The following is a 23,625-nucleotide window of genomic DNA, read 5'->3' on the forward strand; positions in this document are numbered from 1 at the left end:
GTACGCCCGGCCGGGGCGCTTGTTATTGTTGACAGACGTGCTGTTTAGTCGACTGTTTTATTAAAAATTGTCTATTCAGGCAAGAAGTGTACCTTTTATACCTGCTGGTATTAAAGGGTGGCGTTCTCATAGATTTAAAAACTTGTCTAAATGGTCAGATAATTGCATCATTGATGTCGGCAGCGGGCTGGCGCGCGGGATGCGGTGGGTGCTGGCGCTATCGGCATGGGCCTTTGGCGCCGCCGATGCGCTGATAACTATAGCTACAGTTGAATTTTTCAGGGTGGTGCCGTGATCGAATTCCTATTCAATGGGGAGCCGGTAACCGAGTCGAATCTGGACCCGGATTTGACCATTTTGCGCTACTTACGCACCAAAAAAGGGAGTATGGGCACCAAAGAGGGCTGCGCCTCGGGGGACTGTGGGGCTTGCACGGTGCTGGTGGGTGAGCGGCTGGCGCCTGCGGCTGATCGCGGCATCGATTACCGGGCGGTCAATGCCTGTATAGCGCTGGTGGGTTCCCTGCACGGCAAGCACCTGGTCACCGTCGAGGGGCTGGCCGGACCCGACGACGCGCTGCATCCGGTACAGCGCGCTATGGTCGACAACCACGCCTCGCAATGCGGATTTTGCACACCCGGTATCGTGATGTCGCTGGCTGCGCTGCATGAGTCTGCAGCCGATAACAATGTAGACAATGTGTTGGAAGCACTGTCGGGCAATCTCTGTCGCTGTACCGGTTACCGGCCGATTATCGATGCCGGCCTGAAAAGTCGGACTTATGCTGGGGCCGGCAATGGCCTCGGTATCGGCACCGGTGTAGACGACAGTCTCGACAACACCTCACCCAATGTTCCCGGCAAACCGCCCGGTAGCGATTTTAGCAACACGTCCAGCAGCGTTCCCGACTTGGCTCCCGACAGCGGTTTCGAAAAAACGCCCGGCAGTGTTCTCGACACGGCTGTCAGCAGTGTTCTCCACAAGACTGCCAACGGAGCAGGTCCCGACAACGCCTTTGTAAAAGCGCAGTCGCACTGGCCGGAAATCGGCGACCGGCAGGCCCCCGCCCTGGTATCGCCGCTCGGCCGCTGTGTCTACCCGCGCAGCGAGCGGGAATTGAAACACTGTATCGAGGCCATGCCCGCCGCTCGCTTTATTGCCGGCGGTACCGACCTGCTATTAGAGGTTACCCAGTCGTACCGGCGTCTACCGCAGTTAATCGGCTTGGCGGATGTGGCCGAACTGAAGACCCACAGTGTGACCGACAATGTCATAAGCCTGGGCGGTGCTCTCAGTTATACCGATGTCTGTGCAGTCCTGCGCGAGCCGCTACCGGAAGTCGTGGCGTTGCTGCACCGCTTTGGCTCGCGCCAGATTCGCAATCGCGGCACGCTCGGGGGCAATCTTGCCAATGCCTCGCCTATCGGTGATATGCCGCCATTGTTGCTGGCGTTGGATGCGGAACTGGAATTGTCCACCGTCACCGCCAGACGCCGTGTGGCGGTGGCGGATTTTTATCTGGACTATAAAAAAACGCTGTTGCAGCCCGGCGAATATATTCGCCGCATCATTATCCCGAGACCGGCGGCGGGGGATTTCTTTAAGTGCTATAAAGTCAGCAAGCGTTTTGAAGACGATATCTCCGCGGTGATGCTGGCCCTGCGCTGGCGCCTGCAGCAGGGTGTGATTACCGAGGTGTGTTTAGCCTATGGCGGTATGGCGGCGATACCGAAGCGGGCGGCGGGGGCGGAAGCGGTGCTGCTGGGGCAGCCGCTGGAAGCAGCCGCTATAGAACAGGCGGCAGCGGCCCTGGCTGGGGATTTTTCGCCACTGTCCGACGTGCGGGCCAGCAGCCAATACCGGTTGCGGGTTGCCGGGCGCCTGTTGCACAAAGCGTTTTTGGCGTGTCGGGCACCGGGGGTGGCAATCGATAGACTGGACGACAGACAGTACCAAAGCCCCGCGCGCTCAGCCACTCAGTCCTGGCCGTCTTAGGCAGGGTTCAAAAAGCGGCGCCGGGGTTACACCTGAGCGTCCCTCACGGGGCCAGGTCGGCACGGGGTTGAGCCGGTAGATAGCCGGTAGAGAGAGTAGAGGACTATGCGTCGAATCAAAGAGTACCAGGTACCGCTGCGACAACGCCCGCCCAAAACAGGGCTCGGGAAGCCGGCGGTGCACGACAGCGCCGTCAAGCATGTCACCGGCCGCGCCCGCTATGTGGACGATATGATCATGCCGCCCGGCGTCCTGCATCTGGCCAGCGGCGCCAGCACCTGCGCGCACGGAAAAATCAAGACGCTGGACCTGGCCGCGGTAAAAGCCAGTGACGGTGTAGTGGCGGTGTTTACCCGTGCCGATGTGCCGGGAGACATTGACGTGGGGCCGGTCTACGCCGGCGATCCCCTGTTTGCGGGCGATACCGTGGAGTTTGTCGGCCAGCAGCTTTTCACCGTCGCGGCGCACAGCTATGAACAGGCGCAGCGCGCGGTACAGAAAGCGGTGGTGGAGTATCAACCGCTGCCGGCGGTGTTGACAGTGTCGACAGCGCTGGCGCAGCAAGCGTTTGTGTTACCCACGCACACCATGCAATCGGGCGCGCTCGGCGCCGACGATTACCGGCGTGCCATTGAGGCGGCGCCGCAGCGGTTGTGCAACGACGTCTATATGAAAGGCCAGGAACATTTTTACCTCGAGGGGCAGGTGTGCCTGGTGTGCCCGACCGAGGACGGCGGTGTTCACGTGCATACCTCCAGCCAGCACCCCACCGAGGTGCAGAAGCTGGTGGCGCAGGTGTTGGGTCTGCCGATCCACCGGGTGCAGGCGGAGGTGCGACGTATGGGTGGCGGCTTTGGCGGCAAGGAATCCCAGGCCGGGGCACTGGCCTGCACCGCGGCCGTGGTCTGTTATCACACCGGGCGCGCGGTGACTTTCCGCCTGCCGCGACGCGAGGATATGGAGCGCACCGGCAAGCGCCACGATTTTTTAAGCCGGGTGGAGGTGGGGTTTTCCGAGCGCGGTGAAATTCGCGGTATCGATATCTGCCTGGCGGGCAAATGCGGCTATTCGCCGGACTTGTCCGAAGGCATTGTCGATCGGGCCATGTTCCATGCCGACAACGCCTATTATCTGGGGCCGGCACGGGTTGTGGGGCACCGCTGCAAGACCCACACGGTATCCAACACCGCGTTTCGCGGTTTTGGGGCACCCCAGGGGATGGTGGCGATCGAGGCGACGCTTGATGATATCGCCCGCCGACTGGGAGAAGACCCGCTCACTATTCGCAAGCGCAATCTTTATCGCCCCGGTTTTAATACCACGCATTACGGCCAGAAAATCGAGCAACATCTGTTGCCGGACATCGTTGGGCAGTTGGAGAACTCCAGCGATTACTGGCGGCGGCGCGCGGCGGTCACCGAGTTTAACCGGCACAATCCTTTCCTGAAAAAAGGCCTGGCCCTGACGCCGGTGAAATTCGGTGTTTCCTTTACTGCCACCCATTTAAACCAGGCCGGCGCGCTGGTACATATCTATACCGACGGCAGCCTGTTGGTCAATCACGCCGGGACTGAAATGGGGCAGGGACTCTACACCAAGGTCGCCCAGGTGGTGGCCGCTGAATTCGGTGTCGGTGTGGAGAGCGTACAGGTCACCGCCACCCGCACCGACAAGGTGGCCAACACCTCGCCGACGGCCGCCTCCTCCGGCACCGACCTCAACGGTATGGCCGCCAGGGACGCGGCGCGCCAGATCAAGCAGGGCCTGATCGAATTTGCCAGCACGCATTTTGCCGTGCCCGCGGACGCGGTGCGTTTTGCCGATAACCGCGTGATCGCCGGCACACAGGCGATGGCGTTTGCGGCCTTTGTGCGGCTGGCTTATCTCAACCGCGTAGCGCTGTGGTCCTCCGGTTTTTATACCACGCCAAAGATTCACTACGACCGCCAGAGCGCCAAAGGCCGGCCGTTTTTTTATTTCGCCAATGGTGCCGCGGCGGCTGAAGTGATTGTCGATACGTTTACCGGTGAGTACCGGGTCGAGCGGGTCGATATTCTTCACGACGTGGGTCGCTCCATTAACCCGGCGATCGATATCGGCCAGATCGAGGGTGGTTTTGTGCAGGGCATGGGCTGGTTGACGACAGAGGAACTGATGTGGGATGCGCAGGGCCGCGTCATCGCCAACAGCCCGGCCAACTATAAAATTCCCACCGCGGCGGATGTGCCGCCGGTTTTTAATGTCGCCCTGTATGAAAGTGCCAACGCGGAGGCGACTATCTTTAATTCCAAAGCCGTCGGCGAGCCGCCGCTGATGCTGGCGATCTCGGTATGGTCGGCGCTGCGCGACGCCTGCGCCAGTGTCGCCGATTATCGTTTTAGCCCGCCGCTGGACCCGCCGGCCACACCCGAGCGGGTGTTGGATGCCCTGGATGCGGCCCGCGCCCATGTCGGCGGCGAAGCGGCTGCCACAGCAGATCGCGAGGTGACAAAGTGAAAAGCTGTAGCTGGTATGAAGCTGTCGGTCGCTGCGAGGCAGCCGGGTGTGGTTATGTGTTGGCGACGGTAATGGGTGCGGCCGGCTCCACGCCGCGGGAACCGGCCAGCAAGATGGTCATCAGTGCAGACGATACTTTCGACACCATCGGTGGCGGTCAACTGGAATTCCTGGTGATCCAGCGCGCCCGGGAATTGTTGTTGGGCGCGGGCGGACAAGAGCTGAAAGCGTTTCCCCTGGCGGCGCAGGCGCGCCAGTGTTGCGGCGGTCATGTCAGTGTACTGCTGGAAACCTTTGCGCCCTGCGACTGGCAGTTGGCGATATACGGTGCCGGTCATGTCGCCCAGCGACTGGTCGGCATTGTGGCGGAGTTACCTTGTCGGATTACCTGGGTGGATAACCGGGCGGATTTATTCCCGCCCGCGCCCGGCGCCCGGGTGGTGTCGCGGGTGGAGTCCGACCCGGTGGCCACAGTGGCGCAGTTGGCGCCGGGTACCGACGTGTTGATTCTGACCCACGACCATGGACTCGACTTCGAGCTGTCGCAAGCGGCACTGGAGCGCACTGACCTCGGCTTTATCGGCCTGATCGGTTCACAAACCAAAGCGCAGCGGTTTCGCCGGCGTCTGGCCCGCGCCGGTGTCGCCGAGCAACGCCTGCGGGATTTGTGTTGCCCGGTAGGCTTGCCCGAGGTCTCGGGCAAGCTGCCGATGGAGGTGGCGGTGTCCATCAGCGCCCAGTTGCTGGCGTTGCGCAAAAAGGCGAGTGCGCCGGCGGGTCGTCGCGGTATCCAGTGGCGCGAAATGAAAACCGCGCTGGCAACCGGCGAGGTGCCGCTGCGTGAATAGTGCGACGGCTACCCAAAGTCTCGCCGCGCTCAACGCTATGCCGGCGGCGGCAGCGGTGGATTTTTTTCTCGGTTGTTGCCAGTGTCTGTCCTGGGCGCAGGCCATGGCGAGTGCCAGGCCTTTCGCCTCGGTGGCGGCGTTGGTCGCTGCCGCCGACCGTATCTGGGCGGCAGCGGATGAAGCCATGATGCTGGAGGCGTTTGCCGGCCATGCCCGCATCGGTGACCGGGCGGCGCTGGCACAGAAATTCAGCGCGGCGGCGCGGGAGCAGGGGCGGGTGGCCGCGGCGACCGAGGCGGAGATCGCCGCGCTGGCCGCCGGCAATGAGGCGTATATCGCGAAAAACGGTTTTCTGTTTATTGTGTGTGCCACCGGCAAGTCGGCCGCCCAGATGTTGGCGCTGCTGGAAACCCGTCTGGGCAACGAGCGCGGGCAGGAGTTGTATGAAGCCGCTCGGGAGCAAGGCAAAATCACTGCCCTGCGTTTGCGCCAGCGGGTGGAATCGTGACAACAAACCAATGAACAAAAAGTGAGGAATGTGCCGTGAGACCGCCGATTACCACCCATATTCTGGACACCCACCGCGGCGCGCCGGCCACGGGTGTGGGGGTTGGGCTCAGTCGCAGGACAACCAATGGCTGGCGGTCGCTGGCGTGCGGCAGCACTGACGGGGATGGCAGGATCGAGACGTGGAGCGAGGGCTTTGCCAGCGAACTCGGGGTCTACCAGCTCGAGTTTGCGACAGCCGACTACTTTCGCGGTCTCGGCGTGCAGACGTTTTACCCATCGGTTACTATCACCTTCGAAATCACCGATCGGCGGCAACACTATCATGTACCGCTGCTGTTGAGCGCCTATGGCTACTCGACGTATCGCGGTAGCTAGTAACTGATGAAGGGGACTTACTAAAAAGTTTTTATGTCGTTTAACGATTCTCACTTTACCCCAATTCATCTTGATTAAGGACACTGTGGGTAGGTCTGCCTCTGGATGGAGCTTTCAGAAACTCTCGACAGCACGGATGCTGTCGCGAAGCTCCCAGGGATGGGTTTATCGGGGGGACACCTAGTCCGTGTTTCTGAAAGCTCCATCCAGAGGCAGACCGATCAATTGGCACATAGTAACTAGAGCACGACTACTGAAGGTAGTTGCCTGAGGCAAGTGCCATCAGTAACTTACGACAGTTTTACAGGAACAGACTCTATGAGTGTTCGAGCCTATCGTGGCCCTCTCTTGCATTTTACCGCTGCGCCGACCAGCGCTGGCGAGGGGGTGGAATACTTCGCCGACGGCGTATTGGTGGTCGATGATGGCAGGGTGCGCCAGGTCGGGCCGGCCGCCGCCGTGCTTGCCGCTTTGCCGGCGGACTGTGAAGTGCGCCACCATCCCGATCACCTTATCATGCCGGGCTTCATCGATACCCATGTGCACTTTCCGCAAATCGATGTGATCGCCAGTTACGGCGAGCAGTTGCTGGACTGGCTCAATCATTACACGTTTCCCGCCGAGCAGCGGTTCGCTGAAGCGCAATACGCTGCCGCTGCCGCCGAGCGTTTCCTGGATGAACTGCTGCGCAACGGCACCACCACGGCGCTGACGTTCTGCACCGTTCACCCGGCCTCGGTGGAGGCGTTTTTCTCCGCCTCCACGCGCCGCGGTACCCGTATGCTTGCCGGTAAGGTGTTGATGGATCGCAATGCGCCGGACGGCTTGACCGATACCGCAGCCGGCGGGATTGCCGACAGCGAGCGCCTGATCGAAAAATGGCATAACAACGGTCGCCAAAGCTATGCCTTGACGCCGCGCTTTGCACCCACTTCAACGCCGGCACAGTTACAGAAAACCGGCGCGCTGCTGGCCAGGCACAGCGACGTTTATATGCAGACGCACCTGTCGGAAAATTCCGCCGAGGTGCAATGGGTGGAGACCTTGTTCCCGGAGCGAACGTCCTACCTGGATGTGTACGATCACTATGGTCTGTTGAGCGAACGCAGCGTCTTTGCCCACGGCATTCACCTGCGGGACAGGGAGTTGAGGCGCCTGGCCGAAACCGGTGCCTCGATTGCCTTTTGTCCCACCTCCAATTTGTTTCTGGGCAGTGGTCTGCTGGACTTGCAGCGGCTCCAAGACTTTGGGGTGACCTTCAGCCTGGCCACCGATGTCGGCGCCGGCACCAGTTTCTCGCAACTGCAAACACTGAACGAAGCCTATAAAGTCGCCCAGCTAAAGGGCTATCCACTGCACCCCTATGAAGCCTTTTACCGGTTGACGCTCGGCAATGCCAGGTCGTTGCACCTCGATCACTGTATCGGCAATTTCGAGGCGGGTAAGGAGGCGGACTTTGTCGTGCTCGACCCCAATGCCACACCGCTGCTCGCCTATCGCAGTCGCCAGTGCGAGTCGCCGTGGGAGAAGCTGTTTCTGTTGATGACGCTCGGCGATGATCGGGTGGTGGCGGAGACGTACGTGAACGGTGCCCGCGTTTATGAACGTCGCCAATATCGATAGGGGAGAGGTGCTACCGTGACCGCCTATATACTGGATTGGTTGAGTCTGCTGGCCCGCTGGTTTCACGTGCTGGTCGGCATCGCCTGGATCGGCGGTTCGTTTTTGTACGTGTGGATGGACAATCACCTGGAGCGGCCGCCGCAGTGGAAAGCGGACAAGGGCATCAAGGGCGATGTCTGGGCGATTCACGGCGGCGGTATTTACGAATTCCAGAAATACCAGGTGGCGCCGGCGCAGATGCCGGCGACCTTGCACTGGGTGAAGTGGGAGTCCTATTTCACCTGGTTGAGCGGCATGGCGTTGCTGGCGTTTATCTACTACGGCCAGGCGCGCAGTTATATGATGATTGACGGCGGTCTGCTGTCGGAACCCTGGATGGCGGTGGTCGCCGGTCTCGGTTTTTTAGCGGGCGCCTCGGCCGGTTATGAAATCCTGATCCGCACGCCGTTGGTCAACAAAGGTCAGGTGTTTGCCGCGACCATGGTGATTTATCTGCTGGGGTTGAGCTACCTGGCGATGGCGTTGTTTGCGCCCCGCGCCGCTGTCATTCATCTCGGCGCCGCCATAGGTACACTGATGGTGGGCAATGTGTTTTTCGGGATTATTCCCTCACAGAAGCGTTTTATTGCCGCCATCGAAGCCGGTCAGCCGCCGGATGTGGCCGGCGCCGCGTTTGCCAAACTGCGCTCGACCCACAATAACTACCTGACCTTGCCGGTGTTGTTGTGTATGGTCGCCAACCACTATCCGATGTTGTACAGCCGCGAGTCTGGCTGGTTACTGATTGTGGTGGTCGCAGCCATCAGCGCTTATGCCCGCCACTTTTTTAATCTGCGCCATCGGGGTATCTACAAACCGCATATCCTGGTGGTCGCCGCCGCGGCGCTGTTGCTGGTGGCGGTGTTGATTCGCCCGGAGACAGCGCCCGCTCGCACCGGTGCGGAGGTGGTGGGTCAAGTTGCTGACGGTATGCCCCTGGTGCAAAAACATTGCACCGGTTGCCACCGCCGGCAGCCGACCCAGCCGGGGTTTGTGGCACCGCCGGCGGGCGTGTTATTGGAAAGTGAAGCCCAGGTGCTGGCGCTGGCGGCGAGGATAAAGCAGGTCAGTGTTGCCACCCACTATATGCCGCTTGGTAATGTGACGCAGATGCAGGAGGTTGAGCGGCGCCAGTTGGGTGCCTGGCTGGACGCGCGGATTAGCGGGGAATGAGGTGGCCGATGATAGCGTAGACCTCGGGCCGATGGGTGCTGATCTCTGCGGCGGTCAGTCCCTCCAGTGAGAACGGGAACTTGATCCACTTTTCCGTGGTGTTGATATAGTAGTCGGGTATGCGGTCGGTTTTGTTGGAGTTGGGTTTGTACCAGGGTACCGCGACGCGGATATCTGCCGGCGCATTTTTGCGGGCCTTGGTTTTGAGTTCGTCGATAACGGCCTTGATGGTGAGGCCGGTATCGAAAACGTCGTCGACGATCAGCAGCGGGTCGTCGTAGTTGATGTTCTCCAGCAGGTAACTGAGGCCGTGGATATTGACCGTATTCGAGCGCTCGCCGACCCCTTTGTAGGACGAGGTCCTAATAGCGATATGGTCTGAGTGGCAACCGCCGTAATAATCGAGAAATTCCTGCACGGCGATACCGGTGGGGGTGCCGCCGCGCCACAGGGCGATAATGACTTTGGGGCGAAAACCGCTGGCCAGTATCTGCGCCCCGAGTTTGAAGGAGTCCCGTTGCAGGTCGTCGGCGGAGAGGTATATTTTGTCGGTCATAGCGAAATTCAATGCTGTTTGGCGGGCGAGGTAATAGTATAACGGTGGTTTGACCCTATTGCAGGTTCAAATATCACTTGGTCTTAAGATCGGTTACAAACGGATAGGCGTTATGCAAAAACAGTTTATCAGTCCGGAGCAACTACTGCAGGTCTCTTTCCAGCTGGCGGTGAAGATTTACGAGAGCGGGTTTCGGCCGAACTTTATTGTCGGCCTGTGGCGTGGCGGCAGTCCGGTGGGTATTGTGGTGCAGGACTGCCTGGCGTATCTGGAGATAAAAACCGATCATATTTCCCTGCGCACCTCTTACCGTGGTATGGAGAGTTACGGGGACATGGTCGACAACAGGGATCGCATTCGGGTGCATGGCACCCGCTACTTGTTCGATCGGCTCAATGCGGAGGATGCCCTGTTGATAGTGGACGATGTTTACAGCACGGGTTACAACATCGAGGCGGTGATTGAGCGGCTGCGGCGCAAAACCCGGCGCAATATGCCTGCCGATGTCCGTATTGCCGTACCTTGGTATAAGCCCACCCACAACCGCACCGGCCGGGTGCCGGATTTTTACCTGCACGAGACGGCTGATTGGCTGGTGTTACCCCATGAATTAAACGGGTTGACGGCAGAAGAGATAGCGTCGCACAAGCCGGAGGTGGCGCGCCTGGCGCAGGCAGCGCTGGGAAAGCGCCCGGAGTGAGTGGTACTTCTCAAGCCGGCTCGATGCAGGGTCTAATCATGACCCGCTACGGGTTAGATGGGCGCGGTGTGGGACCTACCCCAAATATTTTTAATCAAGTTCGTCTTCATTCATCATCTCAATCTACCTTCTCAAAATTGAGACCTTGCAATCCGTTTTTTTCTATCGCAGTTTTAAAGCTATCTGTACAGTAGAGACTTACACCACGATCAATCTCAAGGGTAGTTGGACAATTACTCTCGAAATGGTTTCAGAATTAACGTGCTACACAAGTCAGCTAATCAGTGATTAACGGTGAGTGATGACTATACCAATGATCGGCAATATCAATCCGCCGGCACAACCAAACAGCGTCGAAACCCAGCACATAATCCAAAAAGCGCCGCAGCGCCATGGTTCGGCCCGGTCGCCCCGCCAGGCGGCAGTGCAGCCCCACACTCAGCATCTTTGGCGCCGTGGCCCCCTCTTCGTACAGATAATCAAAACTGTCTTTCAAATACGTAAAAAACTGGTCGCCGCTTTTAAACCCCTGGGCTGTGGCAAAGCGCATATCATTGCAATCTAACGTATAGGGGATAATCAACAGCGGTTCGGCAAAGTCCGTACACCAGTAGGGCAGGTCGTCGGCGTAGGAATCGGCGTGGTATTTAAACCCGCCGTATTGCGCCACCAGCTTGCGGGTGTGGGGACTGTCGCGTCCGGTATACCAGCCCAGCGGCCGCGCGCCGCACACCCGCGTGTGCAAGGCCACGGCCCGGGCCATATGGTCGCTTTCCTCCGCTTCGGAAATGTCCTGGTAGTGAATCCATTTCAAACCGTGGCAGGCGATCTCCCAGTTGGCGGCGCGCATGGCTGCCACCGCCGCCGGGTGTCGCTCCAGTGCAGTGGCCACCCCGTAGACAGTGACCGGAACCTGCCGTTCAGTAAACAGCCGGTGCAGGCGCCAGAAACCGGCGCGGCTGCCGTATTCGTACAGGGATTCCATGCTCATATGCCGCTGCCCCGGGTAGGCCCGGGCGCCGACGATCTCAGATAAAAAAGCCTCCGAGGCCGGGTCGCCGTGCAGGATACAGCTTTCCCCGCCCTCCTCGTAGTTGATTACAAACTGCAGTGCCAGGCGCGCGCCGCCGGGCCAGCGCGGGTGCGGGGGGTGCTCGCCGTAACCGACCAGATCGCGGGGGTAGTGAGTCACGGGGAGGCCGGCGCCGTGACGATATCGGTAAACAGTTGCAGCGCGGTGTTGCGGTCAGTGCGCATACAGACCTTGATCGGCGGACCGGTTTTTGCGCGCCGGGTAATACCGGAGCGACCCGCATCGAGATGTTGTCGCGATTTGCCGTCCCAGCGGGTTTTGGGCATCGACAGATCGGATGTCTTTAAGTGCGCCGGTTTGTCGGTCGGGACATAACTGACCGTCACCGGCGTAACCTCCGGCCCGCAAAGGTCCGGTTTTACCGTAATCAGTGTGGCCAGCACATCCCAGAAGTAGTACTCGTTGGAGGCGATAAATTCGCGGTTCTCGATAAACACCCGATTGAAAAAATCGGCCGCGGGGTTGTTGACCCGGGCGCTAAACGCCTCGACATAGTCGCTGGTGACGCGCACGTGATTGGTGACATCGAGGCCCACCAGCTCGATATTGAGTCCGCTGCGCAATACTTTATCGGCCGCTAGCGGATCGATGAAAATATTCCACTCGGCTGAGGTATTGGGGTGATCGCCGGTAAAGCCCGGCACGATAATATTGCCTTTGGTGTCGAAGGCGCCGCCCATGATCACCACCCGGCCGACTTTAGCGCGATCTTCCGGATAGCGCTCCAGCCACTGGGCGATATTGGTGAGGGGGCCGACGGGTATCAGGGTGACCGGCTCCTTGGCCGCCGCCAGCACCCGGTGAATGGTTTCCACCGCGTGTTCGCCGCGGGGCCGGCGTTTGCTTTTCGGCACCGCGACGCCGGACAGGGTATCGGCCTGCTCTTGCCAGGGCAGGGGGAACACAAAATAGCCGTCCAGCGGATACTCGTCGCCACAACTTACCGCGACGGTCTCGGGTGCTCCGCCCAAGTCCAGCAGCGACAGCACATTTTGGATGCCCTCTTTGCAGTGGGTTTCGCCGCTGGCGGAAATAGTGACGGCCCGCAAATCCACGGCGGGATGCTTGGCGAGAAAGATCAGCGCCGACCAGTCGTCGATAGCCATATCGGTATCGTAGATAACCGGTTGCGCACCGCGCGCTGCGGTGCTGAACAAAACAGTGGTGCTGAGAAGGAAAAAGGCGAGATAGATATGCACGTTGACGGAAGCTGGCGACATAATAAGAAACCTGACCATCCGGATGATTATTGGGGTTCGAGGTCTCGACTATAAGTCGCAATGACACAAGCCTCAAGTCTGCGGATGCAAAATCGCCAGCCGGGTCTATAGTGTAGGCAGCGGCAGTTCTACCTCAGGTGTCCTTAGCTACAATCGTTAAGGACAGAGTGAAATGGCTTTTCCTTAAGCAAAAATGTGCCAACTGATCGGTGTGCCGCTGGGTGGGGCTTTCAGAAACACGCCGTGAACCCATCCCTGGGGTCTTCCCGACAGCATCCCTGCTGTCGAGAGTTTCTGAAAGCCCCACCCAGCGGCACACCTACCGCCGGTATTTTGATCGAGATCGATTAAAAGACAGCGTAAGTGCAAATCCGCTTAAGGAAGCACCACTCGGGGCTGAGTGGAAATCGACAACAGCCTATGTCTGCTCAATTGGCTGCAGTAAATGCTCGAAGCGACTGTCACGGGGGTATAAACCGATAACAGCGTTCGACGACAGATTGCGGCGACCCGCGTTGCACCGGCGAGTGATTTGGCCTCGATACTTTGCACTTAAATTGCGCATTTGTCGTCTCGATGCACTGCGACCAGTCGAACGCTGATCGCGGCGCCGTCATGACGGCGATGGTAAAGGCAAGTGGCGCCGCTAATTGCCTGATTTTACAGATGTTTTATTTTATTGACCATATGGACAAGAATTGGCATTATTGCTGCTGACGTTTTGGCATCTCTGCGTGTGTTCCGGCACGGGCATAACGTGCATAAAAAGGCGGGACAGGGCAGAAGATAATAACTCTAATCAATGACAAGACGTTCAGCTCGTAGTTTACGAGCAGCACAATCCTGTGAGGCGTGATTTCCCCGCGTGCTGTTCAGACTTCGTCTATGGCTGCCGACTGCTTCTACAACTTGTCATTTTGTTCGAAATCCTAATAAGTAGACAGAGGTAATCATGCGGACTCCTATCATGCAGACCTTAAGTGTTCAGACCTCAATCGGGCAGGCTTCAACCGCAAAGCCCTGTGGCCCCACGCGATTTAAGCAACACCTGTTGTTCCGGAGCCTGCTGCTGGCGTCGGCGCTGAGTGTCTGCACTGGCGCCGATGCTCAGAAAACCCTGGAAGAGATAGTGGTAACCGCGCAAAAGCGCGTGCAGTCCCTGCAGGATGTGCCCGCTGCCGTCTCGGCGATTGCGGGCGAGTCGGTGCGGGATTTTCTCGGCGCGGGGGAGAATATTCGCGCCCTGGCCGGGCGGGTGCCCAGTTTGCAGGTGGAGTCATCCAACGGGCGCCAGTCGCCGCGATTTTATATCCGCGGCCTGGGCAATTACGACTTCGATGTCAATGCCACCCAACCGGTATCGCTGATCCTGGACGAGGTGGCACTGGAGAACTCCGTGCTGAAGAGCTTACCCCTGTTTGATGTCGAACGGGTTGAAGTATTGAAAGGGCCGCAGGGAACCCTGTTCGGGCGCAGCACCACCGCCGGCGTGGTAAAAATCGATACGGTGAAGCCCCGCTACGAGACCGACGGTTACGTCAAAGCCGGTTACGGCAGTCGCGGCACCATCAGCACCGAGGGGGCCGTGGGTGGCGGCATTGGCCGGGATGTGGCCGCGCGGCTGTCGCTCAAATACCTGGACCGGGACGCGTGGATCGACAACACGGTCAACGGTGGCGGCGATGACTTCGGCGGTTTTGATGAACTCAGTTATCGCTTGCAGTTTTTGTGGACACCGAACGATGCGGCGACGGTGTTGTTTAAACTCCACGGCTTTCACCAGGACGGCGACCACCCGCAGATTTTTTACGCCAACGGTTTTACGCCGGGGCGCGAGGGGTTGCGACCGGGCTTTGATGAAGAGGTGGTGTCCCAGGACGGTGTCTCGGGTTTCGATCTCGACCATATCGGCGGCAGCGCCAAGGTCGAATACGAGTTTGACGCCGTGAAATTTACCTCCATCTCCGCCTATGATACGGTCGAGAGTTTCAGCCGCACAGACCTCGACGGCGGTCTGGTGGGCGGTCCGGAGGTGATCGGCGAACTGGGACGCCAGGCCTTCTTTAACGCCTCTTCCGGCGACGGTCTGTCCGATCACTTTCAATTTACCCAGGAGTTTCGCCTGTCCGGCGAGCAGCAGAATCTGTTCTACCAGGTGGGTTTGTTTTACCTGGCCGAGGATATCACCGTCGACAGCAACGATTTTGCCACACCTTCGGGGGTGTCAACGGCGTTGACCCAGGCCGAGCAGGAAACCACATCAGCGGCGGTGTTCGGCCAGGTGGAGTATGCGCTAAACGACGATCTGTCGGTAACCGGTGGCCTGCGTTTTACCCGCGATGACAAAGAACTCGAAGTGATTCCCGGCCCGGGCGCCACGGTGCCGGCGGCCAGTATCGACGCCGATGACGACTACGTCAGTTGGGAGTTGGCGCTCAACTACGACTACAGTGACAACGTCAGTCTCTACAGCCGTCTCGGCACTGCCTCGCGGGGCCCGGTCACCCTCGGCCGCTTTGGTTTTACCAGCCAGGCGGACACCGAAACCATCACCTCGTTCGAAGTGGGTTTTAAAAGCAGCCTGTTTGACGGCCGCGCCCGTTGGAACGCCACAATTTACGCCTATGAGATCGACGACCAGCAATTGACGGCCACCGGCGGCACCGGCAACACCAACGAACTGCTCAACGCCGATAAGACCGAGGGTTCGGGTTTTGAAACCGACTTCGAAGCGCTGATTACCGAGCACCTGCGGGTGGCTTTCAACCTGAGTTACAACGATACCGAAATCAAGGACTCGAACCTGAATGTGGAGCTGTGTTCCTCCACGCCCCTGTGCACCCCGAAAGACCCGATTGTCGATACGTTTGACGGCCGGTTCGGCACCGTCAACCTGGTTTCCGTCGACGGCAATCCGTTGCCGCGGGCGCCCGAGTGGCTATACAATATTTCCGCCCACTACGACTATCCGCTGGCGACCGGTACCCTCTATGCATCCACCGACTGGAACTACCGCAGCGAGTCCAATATTTTTCTCTACGAATCGGTTGAGTTTGTCGCCGAGGAGCGCTGGATCGGCGGTTTGCGCGTGGGTTACAAAAATGTCGACGACAATCTCGATATCGCCCTGGTGGGCCGCAATATTACCGATGAAATCGTTGCCGACGGCGCCATTGATTTTCTCAATATGACGGCTTTTGTTAACGAACCGCGGTTTTGGGGAGTCGAGGCGATTTATAGTTTTTAGCTTACAGCTTACAGCTTACAGCTTACAGCTTACAGCTTACAGCCGCGCTTTACGCTGCGCGGTTGTCAGCTGTTAATTTATATTAGGAAAGAGTCAGTCTGATGCCAAGCCCCGGTAATGCGAAAGAGCTTATCCGCCGCCTCCCCAAAGCCGAACTGCACCTGCATATCGAAGGCAGCCTGGAACCCGATATGGTGTTTGCGCTGGCGGCGCGCAACGGTATTGACTTACCCTATGCCTCACAGCAAGAGCTGATGAAACGCTATGACTTCAAAGACCTCCAGTCTTTTCTCGACCTCTATTATCAAGCCACGGCGGTACTGCTGACCGAAGAGGATTTCTTCGACCTGACCTGGGCCTATCTGAAAAAGTGCCAAGCCGACCGGGTGGTGCATACGGAAATATTTTTTGATCCGCAAAGTCACACCAGTCGCGGTGTGCCCTTTGCCGTGGTGATCGGTGGTATTCGGCGCGCACTGCACATGGCCGAGCGGGAGCTGGGGGTGACCAGCCGCCTGATCATGTGTTTCCTGCGCCACCTGCCGGCGGCGGATGCCTTTGCCACCTGGAAGATGGCCGCGCCGTTTCTGAACCAGATCGATGGTGTCGGACTCGATTCGTCGGAGCGGGATTTTCCGCCCGGCCTGTTCCGCGAGGTATTTGCCCTGGCGCGGGCTGCGGGTTTGCAGACGGTGGCCCATGCCGGCGAAGAGGGACCGCCGGCCTACATTCGCGAAGCCATAGACCTGTTGCAGGTGGCGCGCATCGATCACGGCGTGCGCATCACCGAGGCGCCGCAATTATTGGCGGAAGTGGCCGAGCGCAAGATACCGCTGACCGTGTGCCCGTTGTCGAACGTGCGCTTGCGTGTTTACGACACTATGGACACCCACCCGATACTCGCGCTCCTGGACCAGGGGGTGCGGGTGATGGTCAACTCCGACGACCCGGCGTATTTCGGCGGTTATGTGAACGCCAATTACGAGGCGCTGATCGATGCCCTGGCACCTACCCCGGAGCAATTGATAGCGCTGGTGAAGAACAGCTTTTTGTCGAGCTTTCTCGATGAGGCCAGCAAGCATTCGTGGCTGCAGGCCGTGGATGAAGAGGCCTCGCGGCATTGAGCCTGCAGCGAGATTCGAGGCCTTCAGCGGGGTTAAACCAAAAACCTTCAGCCAGATTAAAACCGAGAGCGGCTCAAGCTGAACACTGACAAAGGAGACCAGCGTGGACCGAACCCATGCAGTGGTGGTGGGAAGCACCAACTGGGATACCTGTATGCATCTGCCGCACCTGCCGGTGCCGGGCGAGACTGTCGCCGGCGGTCGCCTGCAGGCAGGTATCGGCGGCAAGGGCGCCAACCAGGCGGTGGCCTGCCACCGCGGCGGCGCTGACGTGCATTTTATTTCCGCCGTCGGCGATGATCAGACCGGCGCCGGTATCCTGGCGGAATTTCAAACCATGGGTTTGGCCGTGTCGGGCATAAAGACTGTGCCGGCGTGCCCGACGGGGGTGGCCTGCATTTTTATCGACGCCCGCGGCGAAAACTGTATTGGCCTGACCGCCGGTGCCAACGCCCGCCTGACGCCGCAGACCATCGAGCAGTATAGAGAACTGATCACGAGTGCCGGCGTGGTTTTGCTGCAGTTGGAGATTCCGCTGGAGACGGTGATGTCGGTGGCGCAGATCGCGGCCGGGGCCGGCGTCCCCGTGGTTCTGAATCCGGCGCCGGCCCGGGCGCTGCCCGATGAATTGCTGGCGGTGGTGGATATCCTGACCCCCAATCGCGGCGAGGCGGCGGCGTTGGCCGGTCTGTATACCGGCTCGGAGCCGGGGCTGGCCGCGGCTGCTAAAACTTTTCTGGATAAAGGTGTTGGCCGGGTGCTGGTCACGCTGGGCGCCGATGGCGCCGTGCTGTTTCAACCGAAAGCGGGTGCAGGCCAAGCGCCGGCGACGCAGCGCTTTGCCGCCCGCGCGGTGACGGCGGTGGATACCACCGGCGCCGGCGATGTGTTCAACGGTGTGTTCTGCGCCGGTTTGGTCCGGGGGCTCAGTTGTGAACAGGCGATAGAAGAGGCCATGGTTGCCGCGGCACTGGCAGTAACTCGCGAGGGCGCCATAGCTTCAATCCCCACCCGGGAGGAAATTCTGGCGTTCAGGACCTGAGGCGGTTGTCGACAGCGCTGGTAGATAGCCTGCCGATGGGCAGTTACGGGTTGAGTGACGCCCTGTTGGCAGTTATCAGTCCGGCAGTCACGTATCCGATTGTTATCGGATTGACTAAGTCCAAATTGGTAGCGGTCCCGTTTGTCGAAGCCAGAGTGGAATAGCGCTTACTTCAGGTGCCTGCTTTCGCTTAAAGCGCCTAAGTTTGGTGGTGGTGATACTTGAACAAAGACGTGCCAATTGACCGGCCATCCAAAGGCAGACCTACCCGCAGTATTCTTAATCAAGACCAATCGGACCGGGCGGGGATCAGTAAATTGGGGCAAGTCCTCTAGAGTACCACCACCACCAAACTTAGGCGCTTTAAGCGAAAGTGGGCACCAGAAACGAGTGCCATTATTGACAGTTACCCCATTGATAAATTTGAAAAACAGGAAACTAAAGTGATGAGTCAACGACACCTGTTGTGTGCGATAAGTATGGTTCTCGCCCTGGCAACGACCGGCTGCGACCCCTCCGGCGATGCCGGCGCACCGGCGCCGGATAGCGACCGGGTGCGGGTTGCCCTGGTGATGAAGTCCCTGGCCAATGAGTTCTTTATCGATATGGCCGCCGGCGCGGAAGCCCATCAGGCGGCCAACGCCGATAGCTACGAACTGCTGGTAAACGGCATCAAAAACGAAAGTGATCTGGCCCAGCAGGTGGCGCTGGTTGAGCAGATGATGGCCTCGCAGGTGGATGTTATTGTGATTGCGCCGGCCGATTCCAAGAGCCTGTTGCCGGTGGTTGCCCGCGCCGTAAACCAGGGTATCACCGTAGTCAATATCGATAACCGCTTTGACCGCGATCTACTGCGCGGGATGGGCCTGACCATCCCTTTTGTCGGACCGGACAATAAAGCCGGGGCCCGGGCGGTGGGCACCTATCTGGCGCAGCACTTACAGGCCGGTGACCAGGTGGCGATTATCGGCGGTATACCCAGCGCCTTTAATGCCCAACAGCGGCTCGAAGGTTTTCAGGCGGCCATGACGGCGGCGGGCATGGAGATCGTCAGTGTCCAGTCGGCGGATTGGGAGCAGGCCAAGGCCGCCGCCATCGCCGCGGCGATATTGTCAGAGCACCCGCAGTTAACCGCCATACTCGCCGCCAACGACAGTATGGCGTTGGGTGCGGTGGCGGCGGTGCGCCAGGCGGGTAAGCAGGGGCAGGTAAAAGTGGTTGGCTTTGACAATATCTCCGCCGCCAACGATCTGGTGCAGTCCGGTGCGATGCTGGCCACGGCGGATCAACACGGGCGCGACCTCGCCGTGTTTGGTATCGAGTATGCGCTCAGTGCGCTCGCCACCGGCGCTGCCCCCGCCGATAAGAAGACACCGGTCGACCTGATCATCAAAGGCGAGCAATAGCAGTGGCGGCCGGCACGCCCCTGCTGGAGGCCAGGGCGCTGGGTAAAACCTTTGCCGTACCGGTGCTGAGCGATCTCGACTTTCAATTGCGACCCGGCGAGGTGCACGCCCTGATGGGTAGTAACGGCGCCGGCAAGAGCACGCTGAGTAATCTGATTGCCGGTGTGCACCGGCCCAGCAGCGGGCAGATGCTGCTTGAGGGCCGCCGCCACGCGCCGGCGTCGGTGCGCGAGGCGGAGGCCGCCGGCGTGCGTATGGTGATGCAGGAGCTGAACCTGTTTCCGACGCTGTCGGTCGCCGAGAACCTGTGTTTTAAATCACTGGGTAACCGCTTTGGTGTAATCGACCGCAGGCAGTTGCGGCGGCGCGCGCAGCGCGCGTTGGAGAGTGTCGGCCTGGCTGAACTGAACCCGGATACCGCGGTCGGCGGCCTTGGTGTCGGCCAGCAACAGTTACTGGAAATTGCCGGTGTGCTGGCCGCGCCGGTGAAGCTGTTGATTCTCGATGAGCCCACGGCGGCGCTGACCGATCCACAGATTGAATTATTGTTTACCCGGCTGCGGCAACTGCGGGACGACGGCGCCGGTATTGTTTATATCTCCCATCGCATGGATGAAATTCAAAAGATCGCCGACCGGGTGTCGGTGTTGCGCGACGGCCGCCTGGTGGCCACCCGGCCGGTTGCGGCCATGGATATCGACACCATGGTGGAACTGATGGCCGGTGCGGACGCCGTCGCCGGCAGTGCTGCGCCGGCCGGTGTTGCAACATCGGCGGCGAAGACACAGGCGCAGCCGGTGCTGTTGAAAGTTGACGGCCTCGGTCGCCGCGGTGCCTTTGACGGTGTCGACCTGAGTATTCGCGCCGGCGAAGTCCTCGGGCTCGGCGGCCTGATCGGCGCCGGGCGCACCGAATTTTTGCGGGCTGTGTTCGGTGCCGATCGGGCCGACAGCGGCTGGTTGCGGTTTGCCGGCGATGATTTTACCGCCGGCCGGCGCCCGGCCTCACCCGCCGAGGCCATTGCCTGCGGCATAGGTATGGTGGTGGAGGACCGCAAGGCGGAGGGCTTGTTGCTGTCGCAATCGCTGCTGGCGAATATCTCCATCGGCAGTTTGTCGAAACTGCGCAGCCGCCTGGGTTTTATCGACACCGAGGCCGAAACGCGCCTGGTGGAAACCGCGACGGCGGCGCTGGCAGTCAAATCTGACAGCCTCGAACAACCGGTGTCGACACTCAGCGGCGGCAATCAACAAAAGGTGTTGATTGCCCGCTGGTTGCTGCGGGACCTGCAAGTGCTGTTGTTTGACGAACCGACCCGAGGTGTGGACGCGCGCGCCAAACTCCGCATCCACCGGTTACTGCGTGAGCTGGCGCAGCGGGGTAAGGCGGTGGTGATGGTTTCCAGTGAGACCCGCGAACTGTTGCAGGTGGCCGATCGCATCGCGGTGCTGTCCAATGGGCGCCTGGCCGGGGAGTTTGATGCGCGCACCCTGAGCGAGGAGCAGTTGCTTGAGGCCAGTTTCAAATACTACTCCGGTGTCGGGCAGTCCGCTGCGCGAACAAAAAATCAGGTGCGGGCGTGAGGGACAATAGCCCCGGGGTGTCGCAATAGAGCGGCGCTCGCTTTGGGCGCTCACTCCTCGTTTTTAAGAGAATTTGTACCAAGTTATCGATCCCTGCCCCAGTCGTATCGGTCTTGATTAAGAATACTGTGGGTAGGTTTGCCTCTGGATGGGGCTTTCAGAAACTCTCGACAGCAGGGATGCTGTCGTGACCAACAGTAGGCGCTTTAGGCGAGTTCCCAGGGGTGGAGCGGGAAACAGCGAAGCCCCGCTTCGCCCCGCGGAACGCCTAAAACCTCTGGTTTTGGGCTGGACCCGCTTGCGGGGGTTCACAACGTGTTTCTGAAAGCCCCATCCAGAGGCAAACCGGTCAATTGGCACCCCTCCGCTTAAGCACTAAGAGTAGGCGCCAGTTAGTGTCAGAGCAAATGGCGCTGAGTCTGTAAGCGGGTGGATTGAGAACAACAGAGATAGTCACTCACACACAAGGCAAGCAGATGAAAATTTTCACCCACAACGTCCAACTGCCCTGGAACTCCCTGGGCCTGATCGGTGTGCTGGTGCTGCTGGTTATCCTGTTCAGCATCATGAGCGAGTATTTTTTCTCGGCGGTAACGTTTCGCACCCTGGTCAACCAGATTCCGGCGCTGACGGTGATCGCCGTGGGCATGACATTTGTGTTGCTGGTGGCCGGTATCGATTTGTCGGTGGGTTCGGTGATGGCGCTGGCGGCGGCGGTAATGGGAGTGTTGATCGCCGATCACCAATGGTCGTTTGCCGCGGCTTTGCTGGCCTGCCTGGTGGTGGGGCTGACGTGTGGAGTTTGCAATGGCTATATCAGCGCCCACTGGCGCATCCCGTCTTTTGTCGTCACCCTGGGCATGTTGGAAATCGCCCGGGGCGGGGCCTACCTGGCAACCGATTCGCAAACCAAATACCTGGGTGCCTCGGTGGCGGCGCTGGGTGACCCGGTGCCGTTTCTGGGCGTGTCCACAGCATTGCTGATCGCTGTGGCGGTGGTAGTGGTGGCGCAGATCGTATTGAGCCGGACGGTGTTCGGGCGCTATATGATTGCCATCGGCACCAACGAAGAGGCGGTGCGGCTGTCGGGTATCAATCCCGTTACCTGGAAAGTGTTGGTCTTTGCCTGCGCCGGTTTACTGGCCGGTCTCGGCGGCGCTTTTCAACTGGGCTACCTGCAGTCGGCCGATCCCAATGCCGGCATTGGCCTGGAGCTGTCGGCGATTGCCGCCGTGGTCATCGGCGGCACCAGTCTGTCCGGCGGTCGGGGATCGGTGGTAAATTCTTTTCTGGGCGTGTTGATCATCGCCGTGATGCAGACCGGGTTGGCGCAACTGGGGGTGTCCGAGCCGGCCAAGCGGATTATTACCGGCCTGGTCATTATCGCAGCGGTGTTGTTCGATCAATATCGCGATAACCTGGGGGCTTTGTTTAAGGCTATAAGGGTTTAAGGCTATAAGGGTTTAAGGCTATAAGAGTTTAAGACTATCAGGGTTTAAAACTATCAGGCCCGAATCCGCCACTCCCCAGCGGGCGTGGAAGATCGGGCGGCAACGGAGATTGAAACAGATTATGGGTATCAACTATGCGCAATGGAGATCAGTCTGGGCTGTCGTTTTTATCACGCTGGCACCGGCCTTTGGGTCGGCACAGGCGGCGAACCAACCGGTTTATTATGTCTACCTGGCGGGTCCGGAAGTTTTTCTGCCGCAGCCGGTTGCAGCGGGTGAAGATAAGAAAGCGGTTATCGCGGCGTTAAACCGCCGACATAACTGGCCGTTTCAACTGGTCGGCCTCTACCCGATGGATAACGAGATTCCCGATTTCAAGCACGATCGGGCCACCGGGCTCAAAATCTACCGGGCCAATATCGCGCTGATGGACAAGGCACATTTCATTGCCGCCAATATGGTGCGTTTTCGCGGGCCCAGTATGGATGTGGGCACGGCATTTGAAATGGGTTATATGCGCGGGCAGGGCAAGCCGGTATTTGCTTATTACGAGTCAAAACCTTTTTACGGCCGCAGCGAAAAGCCCGGTATCTATGCCGATCGGGTGAAGCAATTCTATCGGGTCGATAAAGCGCGCAGCGGCTGGGATATTCACGGCCAATCGATAGAGGACTTCGGCATGGCCGACAACCTGATGATGATCGGTGCACTCGATGATGCCGGGGCCGACATTCAGCTCACTTTTGTCGCCGCTATCGAGCGCATTGCCGCCCATATTCAGGCCAGGACCAAAAAGGCCCCAACTCACCAGATGACAATGCCGGCGCATTGAGTGGCGTCTGTGCGCGGGGAAAGCGCGACATCAATGCGGCTTTTTATAGCTGCGTCGCACTTCTAGTGCACTGACCAGAATGACACGTAGCTTTAAGCAAAAGAGTGCCATTTAATCGGTCTGTCGCTGGGTGGGGCTTTCAGAAACACGCCGTTAACCCCCGTAAGCGGGCCCAGCCCAAAGCCAGAGGCTTTGGGCGTTGCGCGGGGCGAAACAGCGCTTCGCTGTTTCCCGCTCCACCCCTGGGGGCTGCCCGACAGCATCCCTGCTGTCGAGAGTTTCTGAAAGCCCCACCCAGCGACAGACCTACCC

General features: G+C 59.4%; 18 protein-coding genes. 15 read left to right on the forward strand and 3 right to left on the reverse strand.

What is annotated here, in order from left to right; all coding sequences use genetic code 11:
* The first annotated feature begins 291 nt into the window (after positions 1 to 291).
* The 7 genes from xdhA (at position 292) to FKG94_RS01235 (ending at position 9,059) form a co-directional block, all read left to right on the forward strand.
* A complete protein-coding gene (gene xdhA, locus FKG94_RS01205) occupies positions 292 to 1,995 on the forward strand; it encodes a xanthine dehydrogenase small subunit (RefSeq protein WP_179957426.1) in 1,704 nt (567 codons plus the stop codon).
* Positions 1,996 to 2,100: 105 nt separating this feature from the next.
* Entirely contained in the window at positions 2,101 to 4,491 is a 2,391-nt protein-coding gene (gene xdhB / locus FKG94_RS01210) for a xanthine dehydrogenase molybdopterin binding subunit (RefSeq protein WP_142902355.1), read from the forward strand.
* On the forward strand, positions 4,488 to 5,339 hold the full coding sequence (xdhC, locus tag FKG94_RS01215; RefSeq protein WP_142902356.1) for a xanthine dehydrogenase accessory protein XdhC: 852 nt from the start codon (positions 4,488 to 4,490) through the stop codon (positions 5,337 to 5,339). The genes xdhB and xdhC overlap by 4 nt, the downstream gene beginning before the upstream one ends.
* On the forward strand, positions 5,332 to 5,847 hold the full coding sequence (uraD, locus tag FKG94_RS01220; protein ID WP_246124871.1) for a 2-oxo-4-hydroxy-4-carboxy-5-ureidoimidazoline decarboxylase: 516 nt from the start codon (positions 5,332 to 5,334) through the stop codon (positions 5,845 to 5,847). The genes xdhC and uraD overlap by 8 nt, the downstream gene beginning before the upstream one ends.
* A gap of 35 nt (positions 5,848 to 5,882) precedes the next feature.
* The gene (gene uraH, locus FKG94_RS01225) at positions 5,883 to 6,224 is read left to right on the forward strand and encodes a hydroxyisourate hydrolase (RefSeq protein WP_142902357.1); all 342 of its coding nucleotides are present in this window, start codon (positions 5,883 to 5,885) and stop codon (positions 6,222 to 6,224) included.
* Between the two features lie 318 nt (positions 6,225 to 6,542).
* The gene (gene guaD, locus FKG94_RS01230; RefSeq protein ID WP_142902358.1) at positions 6,543 to 7,847 is read left to right on the forward strand and encodes a guanine deaminase; all 1,305 of its coding nucleotides are present in this window, start codon (positions 6,543 to 6,545) and stop codon (positions 7,845 to 7,847) included.
* A 15-nt stretch (positions 7,848 to 7,862) separates the two neighbouring features.
* The gene (locus FKG94_RS01235; protein ID WP_142902359.1) at positions 7,863 to 9,059 is read left to right on the forward strand and encodes a urate hydroxylase PuuD; all 1,197 of its coding nucleotides are present in this window, start codon (positions 7,863 to 7,865) and stop codon (positions 9,057 to 9,059) included.
* Here the strand turns inward: FKG94_RS01235 and FKG94_RS01240 are convergent.
* On the reverse strand, positions 9,046 to 9,615 hold the full coding sequence (locus FKG94_RS01240; RefSeq protein ID WP_142902360.1) for a phosphoribosyltransferase: 570 nt from the start codon (positions 9,613 to 9,615) through the stop codon (positions 9,046 to 9,048). The genes FKG94_RS01235 and FKG94_RS01240 overlap by 14 nt on opposite strands.
* A gap of 112 nt (positions 9,616 to 9,727) precedes the next feature.
* On the opposite strand from FKG94_RS01240, the gene FKG94_RS01245 reads away from it, so the two are divergent.
* The gene (locus tag FKG94_RS01245) at positions 9,728 to 10,315 is read left to right on the forward strand and encodes a phosphoribosyltransferase (RefSeq protein ID WP_142902361.1); all 588 of its coding nucleotides are present in this window, start codon (positions 9,728 to 9,730) and stop codon (positions 10,313 to 10,315) included.
* 277 nt (positions 10,316 to 10,592) lie between these two features.
* Here FKG94_RS01245 and puuE read toward each other — a convergent pair whose 3' ends face one another.
* Together puuE and FKG94_RS01255 are read right to left on the reverse strand one after the other, a co-directional pair.
* Positions 10,593 to 11,507 carry an allantoinase PuuE gene (gene puuE, locus FKG94_RS01250; RefSeq protein WP_142902362.1) on the reverse strand — a complete coding sequence of 305 codons (915 nt, stop codon included), beginning with the start codon at positions 11,505 to 11,507 and terminating at the stop codon, positions 10,593 to 10,595.
* The gene (locus FKG94_RS01255; RefSeq protein ID WP_218943387.1) at positions 11,504 to 12,628 is read right to left on the reverse strand and encodes a nucleoside hydrolase; all 1,125 of its coding nucleotides are present in this window, start codon (positions 12,626 to 12,628) and stop codon (positions 11,504 to 11,506) included. Before FKG94_RS01255 ends, puuE begins: the two co-directional genes overlap by 4 nt.
* Positions 12,629 to 13,580: 952 nt before the next feature.
* On the opposite strand from FKG94_RS01255, the gene FKG94_RS01260 reads away from it, so the two are divergent.
* From FKG94_RS01260 to FKG94_RS01290, 7 genes are all read left to right on the forward strand, one after another.
* Entirely contained in the window at positions 13,581 to 15,875 is a 2,295-nt protein-coding gene (locus tag FKG94_RS01260; protein WP_142902364.1) for a TonB-dependent receptor, read from the forward strand.
* 101 nt (positions 15,876 to 15,976) lie between these two features.
* Positions 15,977 to 16,999 (forward strand): adenosine deaminase, encoded by a 1,023-nt coding sequence (locus tag FKG94_RS01265; protein ID WP_142902365.1) that lies wholly within the window; start codon positions 15,977 to 15,979, stop codon positions 16,997 to 16,999.
* A 103-nt stretch (positions 17,000 to 17,102) separates the two neighbouring features.
* A complete protein-coding gene (gene rbsK / locus FKG94_RS01270; RefSeq protein WP_142902366.1) occupies positions 17,103 to 18,041 on the forward strand; it encodes a ribokinase in 939 nt (312 codons plus the stop codon).
* Positions 18,042 to 18,487: 446 nt separating this feature from the next.
* Complete coding sequence (locus tag FKG94_RS01275) at positions 18,488 to 19,447, forward strand: substrate-binding domain-containing protein (protein ID WP_218943388.1); 960 nt, start codon at positions 18,488 to 18,490, stop codon at positions 19,445 to 19,447.
* A 2-nt stretch (positions 19,448 to 19,449) separates the two neighbouring features.
* Positions 19,450 to 21,030, forward strand: a complete 1,581-nt coding sequence (locus FKG94_RS01280) for a sugar ABC transporter ATP-binding protein (protein ID WP_218943389.1) — start codon at positions 19,450 to 19,452, stop codon at positions 21,028 to 21,030.
* Positions 21,031 to 21,506: 476 nt separating this feature from the next.
* Positions 21,507 to 22,481 carry an ABC transporter permease gene (locus FKG94_RS01285; protein WP_142902368.1) on the forward strand — a complete coding sequence of 325 codons (975 nt, stop codon included), beginning with the start codon at positions 21,507 to 21,509 and terminating at the stop codon, positions 22,479 to 22,481.
* Positions 22,482 to 22,602: 121 nt separating this feature from the next.
* Positions 22,603 to 23,313, forward strand: coding sequence for a nucleoside 2-deoxyribosyltransferase (locus FKG94_RS01290; protein ID WP_142902369.1), 711 nt, complete (start codon positions 22,603 to 22,605; stop codon positions 23,311 to 23,313).
* Positions 23,314 to 23,625 lie beyond the last annotated feature (312 nt).

Source organism: Exilibacterium tricleocarpae, from assembly GCF_007004655.1.
Classification (GTDB): Bacteria; Pseudomonadota; Gammaproteobacteria; order Pseudomonadales; family Cellvibrionaceae; genus Exilibacterium; species Exilibacterium tricleocarpae.

Coding starts and splice junctions, on each gene's coding strand:
- FKG94_RS01240 (WP_142902360.1), bottom strand. CDS start 9,615: ATGACCGACAAAATATACCTCTCCGCCGACGACCTGCAACGGGACTCC.
- FKG94_RS01255 (WP_218943387.1), bottom strand. CDS start 12,628: ATGTCGCCAGCTTCCGTCAACGTGCATATCTATCTCGCCTTTTTCCTT.
- FKG94_RS01245 (WP_142902361.1), top strand. CDS start 9,728: ATGCAAAAACAGTTTATCAGTCCGGAGCAACTACTGCAGGTCTCTTTC.
- FKG94_RS01290 (WP_142902369.1), top strand. CDS start 22,603: ATGGGTATCAACTATGCGCAATGGAGATCAGTCTGGGCTGTCGTTTTT.
- FKG94_RS01265 (WP_142902365.1), top strand. CDS start 15,977: ATGCCAAGCCCCGGTAATGCGAAAGAGCTTATCCGCCGCCTCCCCAAA.
- guaD (WP_142902358.1), top strand. CDS start 6,543: ATGAGTGTTCGAGCCTATCGTGGCCCTCTCTTGCATTTTACCGCTGCG.
- xdhB (WP_142902355.1), top strand. CDS start 2,101: ATGCGTCGAATCAAAGAGTACCAGGTACCGCTGCGACAACGCCCGCCC.
- FKG94_RS01260 (WP_142902364.1), top strand. CDS start 13,581: ATGCGGACTCCTATCATGCAGACCTTAAGTGTTCAGACCTCAATCGGG.
- FKG94_RS01285 (WP_142902368.1), top strand. CDS start 21,507: ATGAAAATTTTCACCCACAACGTCCAACTGCCCTGGAACTCCCTGGGC.
- FKG94_RS01275 (WP_218943388.1), top strand. CDS start 18,488: ATGAGTCAACGACACCTGTTGTGTGCGATAAGTATGGTTCTCGCCCTG.